A 16841-nucleotide genomic window follows, 5' to 3' on the forward strand; every position below is an offset into this window, starting at 1 on the left:
TTCTGCTCAACGGTGTTTATTCATGCGCACGATGTCGTTCACGGCGGATCAAACAGGCTGTTGTAAACCGACTTTTAAGCGACAAATCGCGAGCGTCGGCGCGTGGGTTCGCGCGGCATTATTGCAGCGCCGTTTTTTTATCGGCTTTTTGTCGAGAATTACATCGGGATTTACATCGATTGGCGTATCGGGATTTCGGTGCGACGTTTTGCCCCGCGCGTTGCGCGTTCTGACAGGCGTACTGCTGTGCGCGAGTTTCGCCGTGGCCACGCCAGCCGCGGCTGCCGACAAGGTGCTGCACGTACTCGCATGGCCCGGCTACGCGGACCCGGATGTCGTCAAGGCGTTCGAAGCGCGCTACGGCGCGAAGGTCGAGGTTACGCTGGTCGATTCCGACGAGGCGCTGTGGGCGCAGATGCATAGCAAGGGCGAGCCGCCTTTCGACGTACTCGCCGCCAACACAGCCGAAATTCGCCGTTATGCGCAGGCTAATCTGCTTGCGCCGCTCGATCTCGCGAGTCTGCCCAATACGAAGAAGCAGTTGCCGCGTTTCCAGGCGCTCGGCTCGATCGGCGGCCTGACGTCGGCGGGCAAGGTCTACGCGATTCCGTTCACCTATTCGTCGATGGGCCTCATCTACGATCGCAAGCAGATTCCGGTGGCGCCGCATTCGATGCTCGAACTGTGGAACCCGCGCTATCGTGGCAAGGTGCTCGACTTCAATAGCGCGCAGCACAACTTCTCGTTCACCGCGCTCGCGCTCGGCTATCCGCATCCGTTTCAACTGGACCCCGCGCAGATGCGCACGATCGCGCACAAGCTCGTCGAGCTGCGCCGCAATCTGCTGACCTACTACACGCTGCCCGAGGAGGCGACCGCGTTCTTCATCCAGCACAAGGTCGCACTGATGTTCGGCAATTACGGCACGCAGCAGGTGCAGTTGCTGCGGCGCGCGGGCGCCGACGTCGGCTATGTGATTCCGGACGAAGGCGCGCTCGCGTGGCTCGACTGCTGGTCGATGACGCGCGCGGCGAGCGACCAGCCGCTCGCGCTCGCGTGGATCAACTACATGCTCGAGCCGAGCGTGAGCGCGCTGCTGACACAGCGCCAGGGGCTCGCGAATACGCTGACCGAGCCGGCCGAAGGCAACCCCAACGCGCACATCGTCTGGATCAGTCCGGTCGAGGATATCGACCGCCGCGAGCAATTGTGGACGCGCATCGTGTCGGGCGACCGTTCGGAGCGCTTCTGATGCTGCATCGCGGCCTGACCTTCAAGCTGTCCGTGCTGCTCGCGTGCATCGGCGTGCTGGCGTCGGGCGCGACCGGCTATTACGCGTATCGCGCGAATTGCACGATGCTGGTCAACGAAGCGGAGCGCAGCCTGCAGACTTCGACGGAGCTGCTCGGCCAGCGCATCGCCGTATCGATCGACGACGTCGCGGCGGACGCGCTGGTGCTGGCGACGATGCCGTCATCGGTGAGCGTCACGCAGACCGACGACGGCATCGGCCCGAACCTCGGCCGCGAGCGGCTCGCGCAGGTGTATTCGAGCTTCATGCTGCACCACCCGGAGTATCTGCAGGTGCGGCTGATCACGCGGCAGCATCACGGGCTCGAGCTGATCCGTTTCGATCGCGACAGCGACGGCCTCGTGCGTGTACAGGGTGGCGATCTGCAGGAAAAAGCTCAGTTTCCCTACGTATTCGAAACGCTCGCGTTTTCGCCGGGACGCATCTACACCTCGCCGATTTCGATCAATCACGAATACGGCACGCATGCGGCGCAAGGCAGGCCGACGCTGCGTCTCGGCACGCCGATCGCGGATGCGCGCGGCACGGTGGTCGGCGTCGTCGTGCTCGACGTCGATCTGGCCGGCATGCTGCGGCGTTTGCAGAGCGATCTGCCGAGCGACTACCAGGTCTATCTGGCGAACGAGTGGGGCGACTTCCTGGTTCATCCCGACGCGTCGAAGACCTTCGGTTTCGACCGCGGCCGGCGCGTCCTGATGCAGGACAGCTTCCCGGTCACGAAGCAGCTGTTCGAGCAGCGGCGCAGCGAAGTGCTCGTCAACGGTCTTGCGCGGCCCGATGACGCGCACGGGCGGGTGCTCGCGTTCGTGCGGCGGCCGTTCGGCGATTCGGAAGGCAATCGCTTCATCGTGCTCGGTCTCGCGAAGCCGCTCGAGGACGTGTTGAGCGGCGCGAATCAGCTCGGCACGCGGATCATTCGCATGGTGCTGGTGTTCAGCGCTTTGTCGGTACTGCTGGCCATTCTGTTCGCGCGAGCGCTGACCAAGCCGCTTCATCAGCTCGCGCATGCGGCGACGCATCTGTTCGCCGAGCACGCGATGCACACCTTGCCGCTCAAACGCACCGACGAAATCGGCGTGCTCGCGCGCTGCTTCGAGCGTTTGCGCCGTGAAATCCGCGCGCAGATGGATGCGCTGCACAGCAAGCAGAGCGAGCTCGTGCATCTGGCCTCGCACGACGTGCTGACCGGCTTGCCGAACCGTATGCTGTTCATGCAGAAGCTCGAGAACGCGATCGAGGAGGCAAGCTTCCGCCGCGAAGGCCTCGCGGTGCTGTTCGTCGACCTCGACCGCTTCAAGCAGATCAACGATCAGTTCGGTCACTCCGTTGGCGACAAGGTGCTGGTCGCGGTCGCGCGCCGTCTGAAGGAGGTACTGTGCGCCGGGGACGTCGTCGCGCGGCTCGGCGGCGACGAATTCATCGTGCTGATCGAAGGGCAGCGCGCGGCGGAGGTCACGCCCGAAATCGCCGAGCGCATCATGGATGCGCTGAACGAAACGCTGAGCGTCGACGGCAATAGCATGACGGTCGGCGCGAGCATTGGCATCAGCGAGTTTCCGCACGACAGCGGCAATGCCGAGGAACTGCTGCTGAACGCCGATGCGGCGATGTATGCGGCGAAATCGGGTGGCCGTTGCGCGTATCTGCGCTATCAGGATCTGCTCGCCATGCGGCTCCACGAACAGGCCGAGCAGGCGCGGCTTGCCCACGCGCAACTCGCCCAGGCGCACGCCGCGCGCGATGCGACCGAGGGGCGCGAGGAGGAGCCCACCGCGTGACGCGGCTTGATCCGCGCCGCCGAGCGTTTTCTATTGCCACGCCGCGATTGCGCCGCGTGCGCCTTTTTGCTGCAACAAACGCAATGCGTCGTCGAGCGTCGTTCTGAATGCCGCATGATTCGCGAGCTTCGCATCGAACACTTCGCGTACGCCGAGTAGCGCGTTCATCAACGCCTGCGGGTCGCCTTGCGCGGACGCCGCCAGCGTCGTCAGCCTTTCCGCGAGCGGGTCGTTGATTGCGTAGCGCGTGCCGTCATCCGCGTGGCCGCGCAGGAACGTCATCCACGCAGCGACGGCGAGTGCGAGCCGACGATACGGTTGGCCCGCGTCGATGCGCGCCGCGATGGTTGCGAGCAATCGCGGCGGCAGCTTCTGGCTGCCGTCCATCGCGATCTGTGCGCAACGGTGCTTGAGCGCCGGGTTCGCGTAACGCGCGAGCAAGGCGTCGCGATAGCCGGCAAGGTCGAACGATGCGGGCACCCTCAGCGTCGGCGCGATTTCGTCGGTCATCATCGCGTGAATCAGATGGCGCAGCGCGGGCTCGGCGATCGCCGCGTCGATCGTGTCGAAGCCGGCGAGCATCGACAGGTACGCGAGCGTCGAATGCGTACCGTTCAGCATGCGCAGCTTCGCGAGCTCGAACGGCATCACATCGTCGACGAGTTGTGCGCCGACCGCATCCCACGCGGGACGTCCCTGCGCAAAGCGATCTTCGATCACCCATTGCCTGAACGGTTCGCATGGCACCGGCCCGGCGTCGCGGTAGCCGAGCTGTTTGGCTGCGGTGATGCGTTCGGCGTCGGTGGTGGCGGGGACGATGCGATCGACCATCGTCGATGGAAACGCAACTTCGGCCGCGATCCAGTCGGCGAGCGCGGCGTCGAGTTGCCGGGCGAACGAGCACACCACCTGACGCAGCGCTGCGCCGTTGTGCGAGAGGTTGTCGCACGACAGCACCGTGAAGGGCTGTCCGTTCGTGGCGTCGCGCCGCGCGCGCAATGCCGCGGCGAGGATGCCCGGCACCGTGCGCGGCGCGAGCGGGTCAGCGAGATCGCGCTGGATCGCGGGGTCGTCGAGATCGACTTCGCCGGTCTTCGGATCGCGGCAATAGCCTTTTTCGGTGACGGTCAGCGAGACGATCCGCACCACGGGGTCCGCGAGACGCGCGAATAACGCGCTGGCGTCGGCGGGCATCGCCAGCACTTCGCGCAGCGCGCGGATGACCGTCACCTTCGCACCGTCGGGCCCGCGTTCGACGAGACTGTACAACCCCTGTTGTTCCATCAACGCGTCGCGTTTGCCGACGTCGCCTTGCAGTGTCACGCCGCAAATGCCCCAGTCGCCGCCGGCGGCCAGCATCGCTTCTTCGGTATAGAGCGCCTGATGCGCGCGATGAAAATTGCCGATCCCCAGATGCACGATGCCGATGCGCGGCTCGCGCCATTGCGGCGACAGCAGATGGGCTTGCAGTGTGGGCAGTGCATCACGGGACAGGCGGTTTGGCGGCAAGGCGGTGGTCGCGGCGGTCATCGGAAATGGTCCTGGTGGGGCGGGGAAACCCTGATTTGACGATTAGCTATACTTGTATGGTAGCATCGATCCAACAGCTTGAGACAGGCTGACCAGTGTTTTTATGCCGCCATGTCGGCTTCGTCCGTCGTCGCGGTTCCCCGTTTTCTGCCAGGACCCATTCATGAAAATCGTTCGCGCCGACGTCATCGTCACGTGCCCGGGCCGCAATTTCGTCACGCTGAAAATCGTCACCGACGAGGGCGTACACGGCATCGGCGATGCCACGCTGAACGGCCGCGAACTGGCGGTCGCGTCGTATCTGAAGGACCACGTGTGCCCGCTGCTGATCGGCCGCGATCCCGCGCGTATCGAAGACACCTGGCAATTCCTCTACAAAGGCGCGTACTGGCGGCGCGGTCCCGTCACGATGACGGCGATCGCCGCGGTCGACATGGCGTTGTGGGACATCCTCGGCAAGGTAACCGGCATGCCGCTTTACAAGCTGCTCGGCGGCGCATCGCGCGAAGGCGTGATGGTGTACGGCCATGCGACGGGCCGCGATATTCCCGAGGCGCTCGACCGTTACGCCGAACATATCGAGGCCGGCTACCAGGCCATCCGCATTCAATGCGGCGTGCCCAATATGCGCTCGGTGTATGGCGTCGCCAAAGGCAACGGCATGTACGAGCCCGCCACCAAGGGCGCGGTGGAGGAGCAGAGCTGGTCGTCGGAAAAGTATCTGGACTTCGTGCCGAAACTGTTCGAGGCCGTGCGCGAGCGCTTCGGTTTCGACACGCATCTGCTGCACGACGTGCACCACCGTTTGACGCCGATCGAAGCGGCGCGGCTCGGCAAAGCCGTCGAACCGTATCGGCTGTTCTGGATGGAAGACCCGACGCCCGCGGAAAACCAGGCCGGTTTCAGGCTGATTCGCGAGCACACCGTCACGCCGATTGCGGTCGGTGAGGTGTTCAACAGCATCTGGGACTGCAAGCAGCTGATTGAAGAACAGTTGATCGACTATATCCGCGCCACGCTTACGCACGCGGGCGGCATTACGCATCTGCGACGTATCGCGGATTTTGCTTCGCTCTACCAGGTGAGAACGGGCTGTCATGGTCCGTCGGATCTGTCGCCGGTCTGCATGGGTGCCGCGCTGCATTTCGATCTGTGGGTGCCGAATTTCGGGGTTCAGGAATACATGGGCTTTCCGGCCGAAGCGCTCGACGTGTTCCCGCATGCGTGGAGCTTCGACAAAGGCATGATGCATCCCGGTGAAGCGCCGGGCCATGGCGTCGACATCGACGAAGCGGCGGCCGCGCGTTATCCGTACGATCCCGCTTACCTGCCGGTCGCGCGTCTCGAAGACGGCACGTTGTGGAACTGGTGAGCGTCCAGACGCCCAACGTTCCCGCTCACTAATACAGCATCACGGAGACAGCCTTGAACACAACGCGCCCTCAGGGCAACCAGGGCAACGCGCCAGCCAGCACCGCGATGCTGCGCCGCGTGGCCTTCGCGTCGACCATCGGCACTGCCGCGGAATACTATGACTTCTTCGTCTACGGCACGGCGGCCGTGCTGGTGTTCGGCCAGAAGTTCTTCCCGGCTTCCGATCCGCTGATCGGCACGCTCGCCGCTTTCGCAACCTATGCGGTCGGCTTTCTTGCGCGGCCGCTCGGCGGCATCGTGTTCGGTCATTTCGGCGATCGCGTCGGCCGCAAGAAAGCGCTGATCGTGACGATCCTGATCGTCGGCCTCGGCACCTTCGTGATCGGCTTGCTGCCCGACTACGAAACCATCGGCGTGTGGGCGCCGGTCGCGCTGATCGTGATCCGCGTGTTGCAAGGCTTCGGCGTGGGCGGCGAGCAGGCCGGCGCGGTGCTGCTTACCGCCGAATATGCGCCGCCCGTGCAGCGCGGTTTCTTTGCGAGTCTCGTGCAACTCGGCGCACCCGCCGGCTTTCTGATTCCGTCCGGCCTGTTCGCGTTGTTGTCGGCGACGTTGACGCCCGCGCAACTGCTCGACTGGGGCTGGCGTATTCCGTTTCTGGCGAGCGCGTTGCTGGTTGCGCTCGGCCTGTATATCCGCCTGCGTACCGAGGAATCGCCGATCTTCGCGACGATTCAGCGCACCAAGGCGGTCGCGTCGCGGCCCGTCGTCGAGGTGCTCAGGCAGTTCGGCCCGACTATCGTGAAGGGCGTCGGCGCGAAGCTGATCGAGGCCTGCACGTTCGCGATGTACACGATGATCGTGCTCGCATACGGCAAGGCACACGGCATCGCACAGGGCATGTTGCTGCAAACGGTGATCGTCGCGGTGGCGCTCGAACTCGTGACCATTCCACTCGCGGGCGCCTTGTCCGATCGCATCGGCCGGCGCGCGACGTTTATCGCCGGGGCGCTGTGGCATGTGGCGCTCGCGGTGCCGTTCTTTCTCGCGGTCGACAGCGGCCAGCGCGGCGCGATGCAGTTCGTGATGATCCTCGCGATCAGCGTCGGCCACAGCCTCTGCTATGCGCCGCAAGCCGCGCTGTTCCCCGAGCTGTTTCCGGCGCGCGTGCGTTGCAGCGGCATCGCGCTGATCTGGCAGATCGGCTCGCTGCTCGGCAGCGGCGTGCTCGGCCTCGTCGCGGTCAAGCTGATTCAGGCGACGCACGGCAACTCGCTCGCGCTGATCCTCTATGTGGTCGTGCTCGGCCTCGTATCGGCCGTGTCGCTGTTCGCGTTGCCGGAGACCGCCCCGCGGCGGCGCGGTGGCGATCTTCACGACTGGGGCGGCGCCACCGTCGCTGACACCGCACATGACACGGCGGCCGCCTTCGCAACGTCATCGCAGTCTTCTTCGCTTGCGCGCCGTTGAACGCGCACGCGACGCCAACCCCGGAGTCCATCATGCTTGCAGCCGTACTTCACGAACCGAAACTGATCCGCATCGACGAACTCGAGCCACCCGAACCCGGTCCGGGGCAGGTGCGGGTTCGGGTGCGCGCGGGCGGCATCTGCGGCTCGGATCTGTCGTACTACTTCAAAGGCAAGAGCGGTGACTTCGCGGTGCGCGAGCCGTTCGTGCTCGGTCACGAAGTGGCCGGCGAAATCGACCTGCCCGGCGAGGGCGTCGGCGCGGAGCAGGGGCTGGCGCGCGGGCAACGCGTCGCCGTCAATCCGGGTCTCGCGTGCGGTACCTGCCGCTTCTGCACCGCCGGGATGCCCAATCATTGCCTGAACATGCGCTTCATGGGCAGTGCGTCGACGTTTCCGCATTCCCAGGGCATGTTCCGCCAGTACATCGTCGTGGCGGCACGGCAATGCGTGCCGGTGTCGGACGGCGTCGATTTCGCGCAGGCGTCGATGGCCGAACCGCTCGCCGTCGCGTTGCATGCGGTGAAGCAGGCGGGCTCGCTGGTCGGCGCGCGCGTGCTGCTGGTCGGCTGCGGTCCGATCGGCTGCATTCTGCTCAGCGTGGCGCGGCGCGCGGGCGCGCATCGCGTGATCGCGGTCGATCTGTCGGAGCGCGCGCTACAGGTCGCGCGGCAACTCGGCGCGGATCAAACCGTGAATGCCGCCGATACCGCGACGATCGCCGCGTGGTCCGACAGGCGCGGCACGTTCGATGTCGTCATCGAAGCATCGGGCAGTCCCGCGGGGCTCGACACCGCGTTGCGTTCGGCGCGCGCGGGCGGCACGGTGATTCAGGTCGGCAATCTGCCCGCGGGGCAGTCGCCGGTCGCGGCGAATCTCGTGATGGCGAAAGAGCTGTGCTATCGCGGCTCGTTCCGCTTCACCGACGAATACGCGGTGGCCGCTGATGAAATCGCCGCCGGCAAGCTCGACCTGCGTCCGCTGATGACACACGCGTTCGCGATGCGCGACGCGAACCATGCGTTCGAAGTAGCGCTGGACCGCTCGCAGTCGATGAAGGTCCACCTGACGTTCGATTAAAGAGCGTCATCCGCCAACGCAAACCAAACCCAAACCCGGAAGCAACGCCGAGCGCCCATCAAGAGGCGCCCCGGAAGGAGACATCCGATGATCAAAAGTCAACGCTGGTTCGTCGTCGCGCTGCTGTTTCTGGCGGGCGTCATCAACTATCTGGATCGCGCGGCGCTGTCGATCGCCGCGCCGTTGATCCAGAAGGACCTCAATTTTTCGCACGCGCAGATGGGCGTCGTGTTCAGCAGCTTCTTCATCGGTTATGCGCTGTTCAATTTCGTCGGCGGTCTCGCGTCCGACAAGGTCGGCGCGAAACGCGTGTTCGGCACGGCGATGGGCGTGTGGTCGGTGTTCTGCGGCGCAACCGCGCTCGCGAGCGGCATCGGTTCGCTGATCGTGCTGCGGGTGCTGTTCGGCATGGGAGAAGGGCCGTTCAGTTCGTCGACGAGCAAGATGGTCAACAACTGGTTCCCGCGCCGCGAGGTGGCGAGCGCAATCGGCGTGATCAGTTCGGGCACGCCGCTAGGCGGCGCGCTGGCAGGCCCTGTGGTCGGTTTCATGGCCGTGCAGTTCGGCTGGCGCTGGGCATTCGTCGCGATCATGCTGTTCGGGCTCGCGTGGCTCGTGCTGTGGTCGCTGACGACGACCGAGCATCCGCACGAGCAGACTCGCATCACACCGGCCGAACTCGACCTGATCCGCGCCGGCCAGGCGGTCGAGCCAGCATTGGCACAAGCGGACGGCAGCGAGCAGGGCAAGCCGGGGATCGGCCATTTCCTGCGCAAGCCGATCATTCTCGCGACCGCGTTCGCGTTCTTCTCATACAACTACGTGCTGTTCTTTTTTCTGTCGTGGTTCCCGAGCTATCTGACCGAGGCGCATCACCTGAGCTTGCACGACATGAGCATCGCGACCGTGATTCCCTGGCTACTCGGCAGCATCGGTCTCGCGGCCGGCGGCTTCATCTCGGACCTGATTCTGCGCATCACCGGCAAGCCGCTGTTGTCACGCAAGCTCGTGCTCGGCACCTGTCTCGGCGCGGCGGCGGTCTGCGTGGCCTTGGCCGGGCGCGTCGCCAGCATGGAGGGTGCGGTCGCGCTGATGTCGGTGTCGATCTTTTTCCTGTATGCGACGGGCGCCGTATATTGGGCCGTGATTCAGGACACCGTGCCGCGTGAACACGTGGGCGGCGTCGGCGGCTTCGTGCATCTGCTGGCGAACCTGGCCGGCATAATCGGGCCGGCGGTGACGGGCTTTATCGTCGAGGCGACGCATGGGGCGTACGGAAGCGCGTTCGTGTTGGCGGGCGCGATTGCGGTGCTTGGCGCCGTTTGTTCGCTGTTGTGGGTGCGTGAGCCACGCACGGGCACTTTGGCGGTCGAGCGCGCATGGTAGTATGGTGCGACGCTTTTATCCGCTTCCGATCCGCCGCTATCCGTTGCTTCGCCAATGCCCACCAGCACTCATCTCGCCGACGTCCCGTCTTCTCCCGCCGCCGCGTCGAGTACGCCGCGCAAGCGCGGCCGCGCCGCCGCGCAAGGTGGCGCGCGCGCCGCGCTGCCCGACTTGACCGCCAACCTGTCGTTCGATTCTCACGAGCCGATCGGCAAACAGATTTTCCGCGCGCTGCGCGAGGCGATTTTCGTCGGGCAGATGGCGCCGGGCACGCCGCTGTCGGAGAAGGAAGTGTCGGACATGTTTCAGGTGTCGCGCCAGCCTGTACGGGAGGCGTTCATCAAACTGGTCGAGGCGGGCGTGTTGCAGGTGCTGCCGCAGCGCGGCACCTTCGTGAAGCGGATCTCTCCGCGCCAGGTGCGCGAAGGACGCTTCATTCGCGAGGCGATCGAAACCGCGGTGGTGCGCAAGGCGGCGGTTTCGATTACCGACGAACAGTTGCAGGCGCTCGCGGACAATCTGCGCGAGCAGAAACTCGCAGCGAAAGCGAACGACACGGCCGCGTTTCTCGCGCTCGACGAAGCGTTCCATTACGCGATCGCGCAGGCGATCGACTGCACGGCCGCGTGGGAAACGATCCAGGACATCAAGGCGCAGATGGACCGCGTGCGCTATTTGAGCCTGCCCGAGGTATCGCCGCTGGATCTGCTGATCCGGCAGCACGCGAAAATTCTGGCGGGACTGCGCGCGCACGACCCGAGCGCCGCCGAAGACGCGATGCGCCACCATCTGCGTGAAATTCTCGTGTCGCTCGGCCCGATCGCCGACCGCAACCCCGCCTGGTTCGAGGCCGACGAGCCGGAGCGTGTGCCGCTGTCGACCTAACGCTCGAGCCCGCTCAAACAGCCCACTCAAACAATTCGCACCCCGCCGCGATAAGTCGCGCGCGGCACTGGCAGCTTGTCGAGCATCGTCACGCGCACGAGATCCGCGCGCAAGCCCGGCTCGATCGCGCCGCGGTCCGTGAGACCGGCGGTGCGCGCCGGTTCGGCCGAGACCGTTGCCATCGCGCGCGGCAGCGACCAGCCCGCTTTTTCGACGAGATCGAACACCGCGGTCAGCAAGCTCGACGGCACGTAATCCGACGACAGAATATCGAGCAGATCCGCGCGCGCGAGTTCGAGCGCCGACACGTTGCCCGAATGCGAGCCGCCGCGCACGATGTTCGGCGCGCCCATGATCGTCGCGATGCCGTGCTCGCGCGCGGCTTGCGCGGCGATGCGCGTGGTCGGAAATTCGGCCAGCACGATGCCCTCGGCCTTCGCCTGTTCGACGTGCTCGATCAACGTGTCGTCGTGGCTCGCGACCGGAATGCCGAGCCGCCGGCACCGCGCGACGATCTCGCGGCGATGCTCATCCGCGTAACGCTCCTGTTCGACCGCGAGTTCTGCGAGCGTGCTCGCGACACGCTCGTCGCTCATCTTGCCGTTGCGCTCCTGGAAGCGGCGCCATTGCTCGCGATCGTGCCATTGGCGCTGTCCCGGTGTATGGTCCATCACCGACGCGAGCCGCAACAGCGGATGCGCGCACAGCGAATCGAACACCTCGAGCACGTCGGCGGTCGCGATCTCGCAGCGCAGATGCAGAAAGTGCTCGGCGCGCAGCAGCCGACGCGTGGACAGCCGCAGCAGCGACTCCGCGCATTGCGTTTGCACGTGACGGTTACGTATCCCAACGCTCGAGCGCGAGCCGATCGCGAGCGCGTCGAACACCGTCGTGATGCCGGCCGCGGCGACCTGCGCGTCGTGGATCACGAAAGCCGCGTCGGTATTCCATTCGACGCCGGGACGCGGCACGAGGTGCTTCTCGAGATTGTCCGTATGCAGTTCGATCAGACCGGGCAGCAGATAATCGCCGTCCCAGTCTTCGGCGTTGCGCGCCGAACTCGCGTCGCGTTCGACGTCGCGAATCACGCCGTCTTCCACGCGCACGGTGCCAATGAATTCTTCATCTCGCGTCACGATGCGAGCGTTGCTGATCAACATCGACTTGCTCCGTAGTCAGTCGGGACTGGTGTCAATTTAATGCCGCAGCGGCGGCCGCAGTTCCAGGCGGCGCGTCGCGACCTTGTTGCGAGTCTCTTCGTCGTGAAAGATACCAACGATCGCCGCGCCGCGCTCACGCGCCTCGACGATCAGATCGGCCACAACGTCGCGGTTTTCGGCATCGAGCGAAGCGGTCGGTTCGTCGAGCAGCAACAGCGGATGTTCGGCGATCAAACCTCGCGCGATGTTCACGCGCTGCTGCTCGCCACCCGAAAACGTCGCGGGCGCGAGCGACCACAGACGTTCCGGCACGTTGAGCCGCGCGAGCAATTCAGCGGCGCGCGCGTTTGCTTCGGGTTCTGCGACGCCGTGCAGCATGAGCGGCTCGGCGACGAGCGCGAGCGTCGGCACGCGCGGAATCACGCGCAAAAACTGGCTCACATAGCCGACCACGCTACGTCGCAGACGCAGCACGTCACGCGGTTCGGCACCGGTGATCGTGACGGGCCGGCCCTGATCGCTGGTGTCGCGAATCGCGATCGAGCCGGTGCTCGCCAGATAGTTGCCGTACAGACAGCGCAGCAATGTGCTTTTGCCCGCGCCCGACGGCCCGACCAGCACCACGCATTCACCGCGCTCGACTTCGAGCGATACGTTCGCGAGCGCGTCGATTCGCACACCGCCCTGGCCGTGCAGCGTGAAAGTCTTGCCGATGCCGGTGGCGCGCAGCATCAGCGCCGCGTTGTCGGCGAAAGCGCGCTCGCCGTGACGTGCCACGCTGCCCGCGTCAATTACTACCTCAGTGGATTGCATTGTGAGCCTCAAACCGGCAGAACCGAGGAAACCAGCGTTTGCGTATAAGGGTGCTGCGGATCGTCGAGCACCTGATCGGTTAGACCCGCTTCGACGACTTCGCCTGCCTGCATCACCATCAGCCTATGTGCGAGCAGACGCGCGACGCCGATATCGTGCGTGACGATCAGCACCGACAGATGCAGCGTCGAGGTCAGCGTGCGCAGCAGATCGAGCAGACGCGCCTGCACGGACACGTCGAGACCGGCGGTCGGTTCGTCCATGAACACCAGACGCGGACCGGTGACGAGATTGCGCGCAATCTGCAGACGTTGCTGCATACCGCCCGAAAAGGCGGCGGGGAATTCGTCGATGCGCGTTGGGTCGAGTTCGACCCGCTCCATCCATTGCGTGGCCGTGCGGCGAATCTCGCCGTAGTGTCGCGCGCCGACAGCCATCAATGGCTCGCCGATGTTGGCGCCGGCCGAGACGCCGCTGCGCAGGCCGTCGCGCGGATTCTGCTGCACGAAGCCCCATTCGGTGCGCATCAGCAGACGGCGGCGCGGCTCCGACAGCGCGCGCAGATCGAGCAGGTCGCCATGCGACGCGGCGTAGTGCAGCGAGCCGCTATCGGCCTCGGCCTTCAGCGCCAGCGTATTGAGCAGCGTGGTCTTGCCCGAACCCGATTCGCCGACGATGCACAGCACCTCGCCCGGATACAGATCGAAGCTCACGTTGCGGCAACCGTTGCGGCCGCCATACTGTTTGGTGAGCGCGCGGGCGCTCAGAAGCGGCGTCATGCGGATTCTCCTTCGCGCGCGGCGTGGGGCAGTGGTGCTTGCGGTTCGATCTCTCCGTCGCCGCGCCGCTCGTGACAGTAGTCGCTATCCGAGCACACGAACATGCGCGTGCCGGCGTCGTCGACGATCATCTCGTCGAGAAAGCTTTCCTTCGATCCGCACAACGCGCACGCGTGCTGCCACTTCTGCACCTCGAACGGATGATCGTCGAAGTCGAGGCTGCGCACCGGCGTATAAGGCGGGATCGCGTGAATGCGGCGCTCGCGGCCCGCGCCGAACAGTTGCAGCGCGGCGTTCATATGCATCTTCGGATTGTCGAACTTCGGGATCGGCGACGGCGATGTCAGATAGCGATGATTGACGATTACCGGGTAGTCGTACGTGGTTGCGATGCTGCCGTGATGCACGATGTCCTCGTACAGCTTCACGCTGATCAGCCCGTAATCGGCGAGCGCATGCAGCTTCTTGCATTCGGCGACGCGCGGTTCGAGTCGGAACAGCGGCTCGGGCATCGGCACCTGATAGACGAGGATCTGGCGTTCGGTTAGCGGCGTTTCCGGAATCCGGTGCCGCGTCTGGATGATCGTCGCCTCGCTGGTGTGCCGCGTGGTCGCCACACCCGTGGTGCGTGCGAAGAAGCGGCGAATGTTGACGGCGTTGGTGGTTTCGTCGGAGCCCTGATCGATGACCTTCAGCGTGTCCGTCTTGCCGATGATCGCGGCCGTCACCTGGATGCCGCCGGTGCCCCAGCCATACGGCAGAGGCATTTCTCGTGATGCGAACGGCACCTGGTAGCCCGGCACGGCGACTGCCTTCAGCAGCGCGCGGCGCAGCATGCGTTTGGTCTGCTCGTCGAGGTACGCGAAGTTGTAGCCGTGCGCGGCGCTGTCGTATGAGGTGTTTGCAACAGCGGTGTCGGGCGCGTTCATGCTGCTTGCTCCTTGTCGGTGGCGTGGCCTGATTCATCGTTGCCGTGATGCTGCGCGCGCAAGCGCCGCACCAGTTCCAGCTCCGCCTGGAAGTCGACGTAATGCGGCAGCTTCAGGTGCTGCACGAAGCCCGACGCCTCGACGTTATCGCTATGCGACAGCATGAATTCGATGTCCTGTGTGGGCGACGTGAGCGTCTCGCCGAGTTCTTCGGCGCGCAGCGCGCGATCGACCAGCGCCATCGCCATCGCCTTGCGCTCCGAGTGGCCGAACGCGAGCCCGTAGCCCTGCGTGAAGGTGGGCGGCACGGCGCTGCTGCCAGCGAACTGGTTGATCATCTGGCATTCGGTGATGTCGATATCGCCGATGTCGACCGCTTCGCCGAGTTCGTCGAGGTCCATTTCGACCGCGATCGTGCCGAAACGGATCTCGCCCGCGAACGGATGCGAGTGCGCGTAGCCGCGTTGTGTCGCATAGCCCATTGCGAGCAGAAAGCCTTCGTCGCCGCGCGCGAGGTTCTGCAGACGCGTCGCGCGGCTCGCTGGAAACGCGAGCGGTTCGCGCGACAGATCGCCGGGTTCCGCGCCATCCGGTGTCGGGCGCTCCTGTTCGATCAGGCCTTCCTTGTCGAGCAGCGATACGACGCGCGGCATCGCTTCCGGCGCGGGCGGTTCTTGCGAAACCGGCGCATTGCCTTGCGTCACGTGCTGCCGCGCGTCGTCGCCATCGGCGAGCAACGCGAAATCGAGCAGGCGCTGCGTGTAGTCGTAGGTCGCGCCGAGCAACTGGCCACCGGGCAAGTCCTTGAAGGTTGCCGAGATGCGCCGCTCGACCCGCATCGATTCGGTATCGATGGCGCGCGTATAGCCGAAGCGCGGCAACGTGGTGCGATATGCGCGCAGCAGGAAGATCGCTTCGACCAGATCGCCGGCCGCCTGCTTGATTGCGAGCGCGGCAAGCTCCTCGTCGTAGACCGAACCTTCGGTCATCACGCGCGCGACCGCGAGCCGCAACTGCTCGCGAATCTGCGCGACGCTCAGTTCGGCGATCTGCGTATCGCCGCGGCGCGCTTTGTCGAGCAGGCGCCACGACGCTTCGATCGCGCGTTCTCCACCTTTGACGGCAACGTACATCAGTTCACCTTCGCTTCAGTTGTGCGCGGCAGGCCGATCACGCGCGGGCCGCAAACCAGATAACAGTCGATGCCGCACGGAAACAGCGGTGCGAGCATCGCGCGCTCTTGCCAGAACCGTGGGGGAAGACCAACCGGCGAAATCGTTTGGGTCTCCAGAATGCCGGGGCCGCTCAGCGTGACCGGTGCGCCGCCCGTCAGCGCGGCGACGCGGATCAGCAGCGTGGCCGATTGTTCGGGCGACTCGGCGCTGCCGGGTGCGAAGCTTTCGAGCGACGGCAACGCGCCGGCGTCGTGCAGATAGACGAATGCGGCGTCGCCGGGCGCATCGACGAGCGGCGCGCCGGTGTGAAAACGCAACGCCGACGCGAGCGCGGTATCAGGCTGCGCGAGCCAAACCGGTGTCGCGTAGTCGCAGAGCGTCAGCAGCGCAGCGAATGCGGCGGGTTCGACCGGCGTGTTGCGCAACTCGGGCAGCACGTCACGAATCACGCCGATCGTGCCGGGGCGCGACAACGCGTCGAGCAGTGTGCGAAACACGGCCTGGGTAGCGTGGACCGGGTCCGCGAAACCCGGCGTCAGCGTGGACAACGCAATCGGTGAATGTTCCATCAGTCGCCTCGCACCATCGTGAAGAATTCGACGCGCGTCGCCGCGGCGTCCTGCTGCTGTTGTGCGCGCCGTGCCTTCTGTTGCGCGGCGAACGGCGCGATCAATTGACGATGCAGGCTGTCGTGATGCTCAGGCATCTGCAGCAAGGCATCGGCGAGCGCGGCAAGTTCGGCGCGACGGCGGTCACGTCCCAGATGACAGGCGACGCCGACGGTGGCCTCGGCGTCGCCGCTGGCATGCAGACGCAGCGTGGCGCGCGTGACCGTCGCTTCGCCGAGATTGAACGGATCGCCGCTGCCGCCGATGCGCCCGCGCACCATCGCGAGGCCGATTTCAGGGGGGCGCAGCCAGTCATAGGCGGGGATAGGTTGATCTTGGAACGCGCGCTGCAGCGCGGCTTCGAGGTCGGCGCGCGGCGTGCGGGCCAGCACGGCCATCCAGGCGCGCCGCGCCGCCGAGGACACGGCGGGCAACGGCGCAGAGGGCGGAACGGAACTCGGGCTCATCGGATTTCCTGTCGATCCAGCGAGTGGACATTGGAGCATCTATTCATCTAAACGTCTAGACGTTTACAGGCGTAGTTGTCTGGACTGTGGTGCGCG

General features: G+C 65.3%; 15 protein-coding genes. 7 read left to right on the forward strand and 8 right to left on the reverse strand.

Annotation, left to right across the window (positions count from 1 at the left end; genetic code table 11):
* Window positions 1-208 precede the first annotated feature (208 nt).
* Window positions 209-1252 carry an extracellular solute-binding protein gene (locus AB3X94_RS27770; protein WP_368613264.1) on the forward strand — a complete coding sequence of 348 codons (1044 nt, stop codon included), beginning with the start codon at window positions 209-211 and terminating at the stop codon, window positions 1250-1252.
* Window positions 1252-3090, forward strand: coding sequence for a diguanylate cyclase (locus tag AB3X94_RS27775; RefSeq protein ID WP_176107731.1), 1839 nt, complete (start codon window positions 1252-1254; stop codon window positions 3088-3090). Before AB3X94_RS27770 ends, AB3X94_RS27775 begins: the two co-directional genes overlap by 1 nt.
* A 30-nt stretch (window positions 3091-3120) precedes the next feature.
* Here the strand turns inward: AB3X94_RS27775 and AB3X94_RS27780 are convergent, their stop codons facing one another.
* The gene (locus AB3X94_RS27780; RefSeq protein WP_368613265.1) at window positions 3121-4620 is read right to left on the reverse strand and encodes a mannitol dehydrogenase family protein; all 1500 of its coding nucleotides are present in this window, start codon (window positions 4618-4620) and stop codon (window positions 3121-3123) included.
* 163 nt (window positions 4621-4783) lie between these two features.
* Between AB3X94_RS27780 and manD the strand changes: the two genes are divergently transcribed.
* The 5 genes from manD (at window position 4784) to AB3X94_RS27805 (ending at window position 10814) form a co-directional block, all read left to right on the forward strand.
* A complete protein-coding gene (gene manD / locus AB3X94_RS27785; RefSeq protein ID WP_176107733.1) occupies window positions 4784-5992 on the forward strand; it encodes a D-mannonate dehydratase ManD in 1209 nt (402 codons plus the stop codon).
* A gap of 53 nt (window positions 5993-6045) precedes the next feature.
* Complete coding sequence (locus AB3X94_RS27790) at window positions 6046-7464, forward strand: MFS transporter (RefSeq protein ID WP_368613266.1); 1419 nt, start codon at window positions 6046-6048, stop codon at window positions 7462-7464.
* A gap of 32 nt (window positions 7465-7496) precedes the next feature.
* Entirely contained in the window at window positions 7497-8543 is a 1047-nt protein-coding gene (locus tag AB3X94_RS27795; RefSeq protein ID WP_368613267.1) for an L-idonate 5-dehydrogenase, read from the forward strand.
* A gap of 87 nt (window positions 8544-8630) precedes the next feature.
* A complete protein-coding gene (locus AB3X94_RS27800) occupies window positions 8631-9929 on the forward strand; it encodes an MFS transporter (RefSeq protein WP_368613268.1) in 1299 nt (432 codons plus the stop codon).
* Window positions 9930-9983: 54 nt separating this feature from the next.
* Window positions 9984-10814 (forward strand): GntR family transcriptional regulator, encoded by an 831-nt coding sequence (locus AB3X94_RS27805; RefSeq protein WP_368613269.1) that lies wholly within the window; start codon window positions 9984-9986, stop codon window positions 10812-10814.
* A 26-nt stretch (window positions 10815-10840) separates the two neighbouring features.
* Here the strand turns inward: AB3X94_RS27805 and AB3X94_RS27810 are convergent, their stop codons facing one another.
* The 7 genes from AB3X94_RS27810 to phnG are packed head-to-tail and all read right to left on the reverse strand — an operon-like array spanning window position 10841 to window position 16745.
* Window positions 10841-11974 (reverse strand): alpha-D-ribose 1-methylphosphonate 5-triphosphate diphosphatase, encoded by a 1134-nt coding sequence (locus AB3X94_RS27810; protein ID WP_368613270.1) that lies wholly within the window; start codon window positions 11972-11974, stop codon window positions 10841-10843.
* A gap of 36 nt (window positions 11975-12010) precedes the next feature.
* Window positions 12011-12787, reverse strand: coding sequence for a phosphonate C-P lyase system protein PhnL (phnL, locus tag AB3X94_RS27815; protein ID WP_176107737.1), 777 nt, complete (start codon window positions 12785-12787; stop codon window positions 12011-12013).
* A gap of 8 nt (window positions 12788-12795) precedes the next feature.
* Window positions 12796-13566 (reverse strand): phosphonate C-P lyase system protein PhnK, encoded by a 771-nt coding sequence (phnK, locus tag AB3X94_RS27820; protein WP_176107738.1) that lies wholly within the window; start codon window positions 13564-13566, stop codon window positions 12796-12798.
* Window positions 13563-14495 carry an alpha-D-ribose 1-methylphosphonate 5-phosphate C-P-lyase PhnJ gene (locus AB3X94_RS27825; RefSeq protein ID WP_176107739.1) on the reverse strand — a complete coding sequence of 311 codons (933 nt, stop codon included), beginning with the start codon at window positions 14493-14495 and terminating at the stop codon, window positions 13563-13565. The genes phnK and AB3X94_RS27825 overlap by 4 nt, the downstream gene beginning before the upstream one ends.
* Window positions 14492-15628 carry a carbon-phosphorus lyase complex subunit PhnI gene (locus AB3X94_RS27830; RefSeq protein WP_368613271.1) on the reverse strand — a complete coding sequence of 379 codons (1137 nt, stop codon included), beginning with the start codon at window positions 15626-15628 and terminating at the stop codon, window positions 14492-14494. The genes AB3X94_RS27825 and AB3X94_RS27830 overlap by 4 nt, the downstream gene beginning before the upstream one ends.
* Window positions 15628-16239, reverse strand: a complete 612-nt coding sequence (phnH, locus tag AB3X94_RS27835; protein WP_368613272.1) for a phosphonate C-P lyase system protein PhnH — start codon at window positions 16237-16239, stop codon at window positions 15628-15630. The genes AB3X94_RS27830 and phnH overlap by 1 nt, the downstream gene beginning before the upstream one ends.
* Window positions 16239-16745 (reverse strand): phosphonate C-P lyase system protein PhnG, encoded by a 507-nt coding sequence (gene phnG, locus AB3X94_RS27840; protein WP_368613273.1) that lies wholly within the window; start codon window positions 16743-16745, stop codon window positions 16239-16241. The genes phnH and phnG overlap by 1 nt, the downstream gene beginning before the upstream one ends.
* Between the last annotated feature and the right edge of the window lie 96 nt (window positions 16746-16841).

This window comes from Paraburkholderia sp. BR10923, assembly GCF_040948765.1.
Lineage (GTDB): Bacteria > Pseudomonadota > Gammaproteobacteria > Burkholderiales > Burkholderiaceae > Paraburkholderia > Paraburkholderia youngii.

What these genes read in the sequence shown, in the direction of transcription:
- AB3X94_RS27800 (WP_368613268.1), top strand. Translation starts at nt 8,631, where the DNA reads ATGATCAAAAGTCAACGCTGGTTCGTCGTCGCGCTGCTGTTTCTGGCG.
- phnH (WP_368613272.1), bottom strand. Translation starts at nt 16,239, where the DNA reads ATGGAACATTCACCGATTGCGTTGTCCACGCTGACGCCGGGTTTCGCG.
- AB3X94_RS27825 (WP_176107739.1), bottom strand. Translation starts at nt 14,495, where the DNA reads ATGAACGCGCCCGACACCGCTGTTGCAAACACCTCATACGACAGCGCC.
- manD (WP_176107733.1), top strand. Translation starts at nt 4,784, where the DNA reads ATGAAAATCGTTCGCGCCGACGTCATCGTCACGTGCCCGGGCCGCAAT.
- AB3X94_RS27810 (WP_368613270.1), bottom strand. Translation starts at nt 11,974, where the DNA reads ATGTTGATCAGCAACGCTCGCATCGTGACGCGAGATGAAGAATTCATT.
- AB3X94_RS27830 (WP_368613271.1), bottom strand. Translation starts at nt 15,628, where the DNA reads ATGTACGTTGCCGTCAAAGGTGGAGAACGCGCGATCGAAGCGTCGTGG.
- AB3X94_RS27780 (WP_368613265.1), bottom strand. Translation starts at nt 4,620, where the DNA reads ATGACCGCCGCGACCACCGCCTTGCCGCCAAACCGCCTGTCCCGTGAT.
- phnG (WP_368613273.1), bottom strand. Translation starts at nt 16,745, where the DNA reads ATGAGCCCGAGTTCCGTTCCGCCCTCTGCGCCGTTGCCCGCCGTGTCC.
- AB3X94_RS27775 (WP_176107731.1), top strand. Translation starts at nt 1,252, where the DNA reads ATGCTGCATCGCGGCCTGACCTTCAAGCTGTCCGTGCTGCTCGCGTGC.
- AB3X94_RS27795 (WP_368613267.1), top strand. Translation starts at nt 7,497, where the DNA reads ATGCTTGCAGCCGTACTTCACGAACCGAAACTGATCCGCATCGACGAA.
- phnK (WP_176107738.1), bottom strand. Translation starts at nt 13,566, where the DNA reads ATGACGCCGCTTCTGAGCGCCCGCGCGCTCACCAAACAGTATGGCGGC.
- phnL (WP_176107737.1), bottom strand. Translation starts at nt 12,787, where the DNA reads ATGCAATCCACTGAGGTAGTAATTGACGCGGGCAGCGTGGCACGTCAC.
- AB3X94_RS27805 (WP_368613269.1), top strand. Translation starts at nt 9,984, where the DNA reads ATGCCCACCAGCACTCATCTCGCCGACGTCCCGTCTTCTCCCGCCGCC.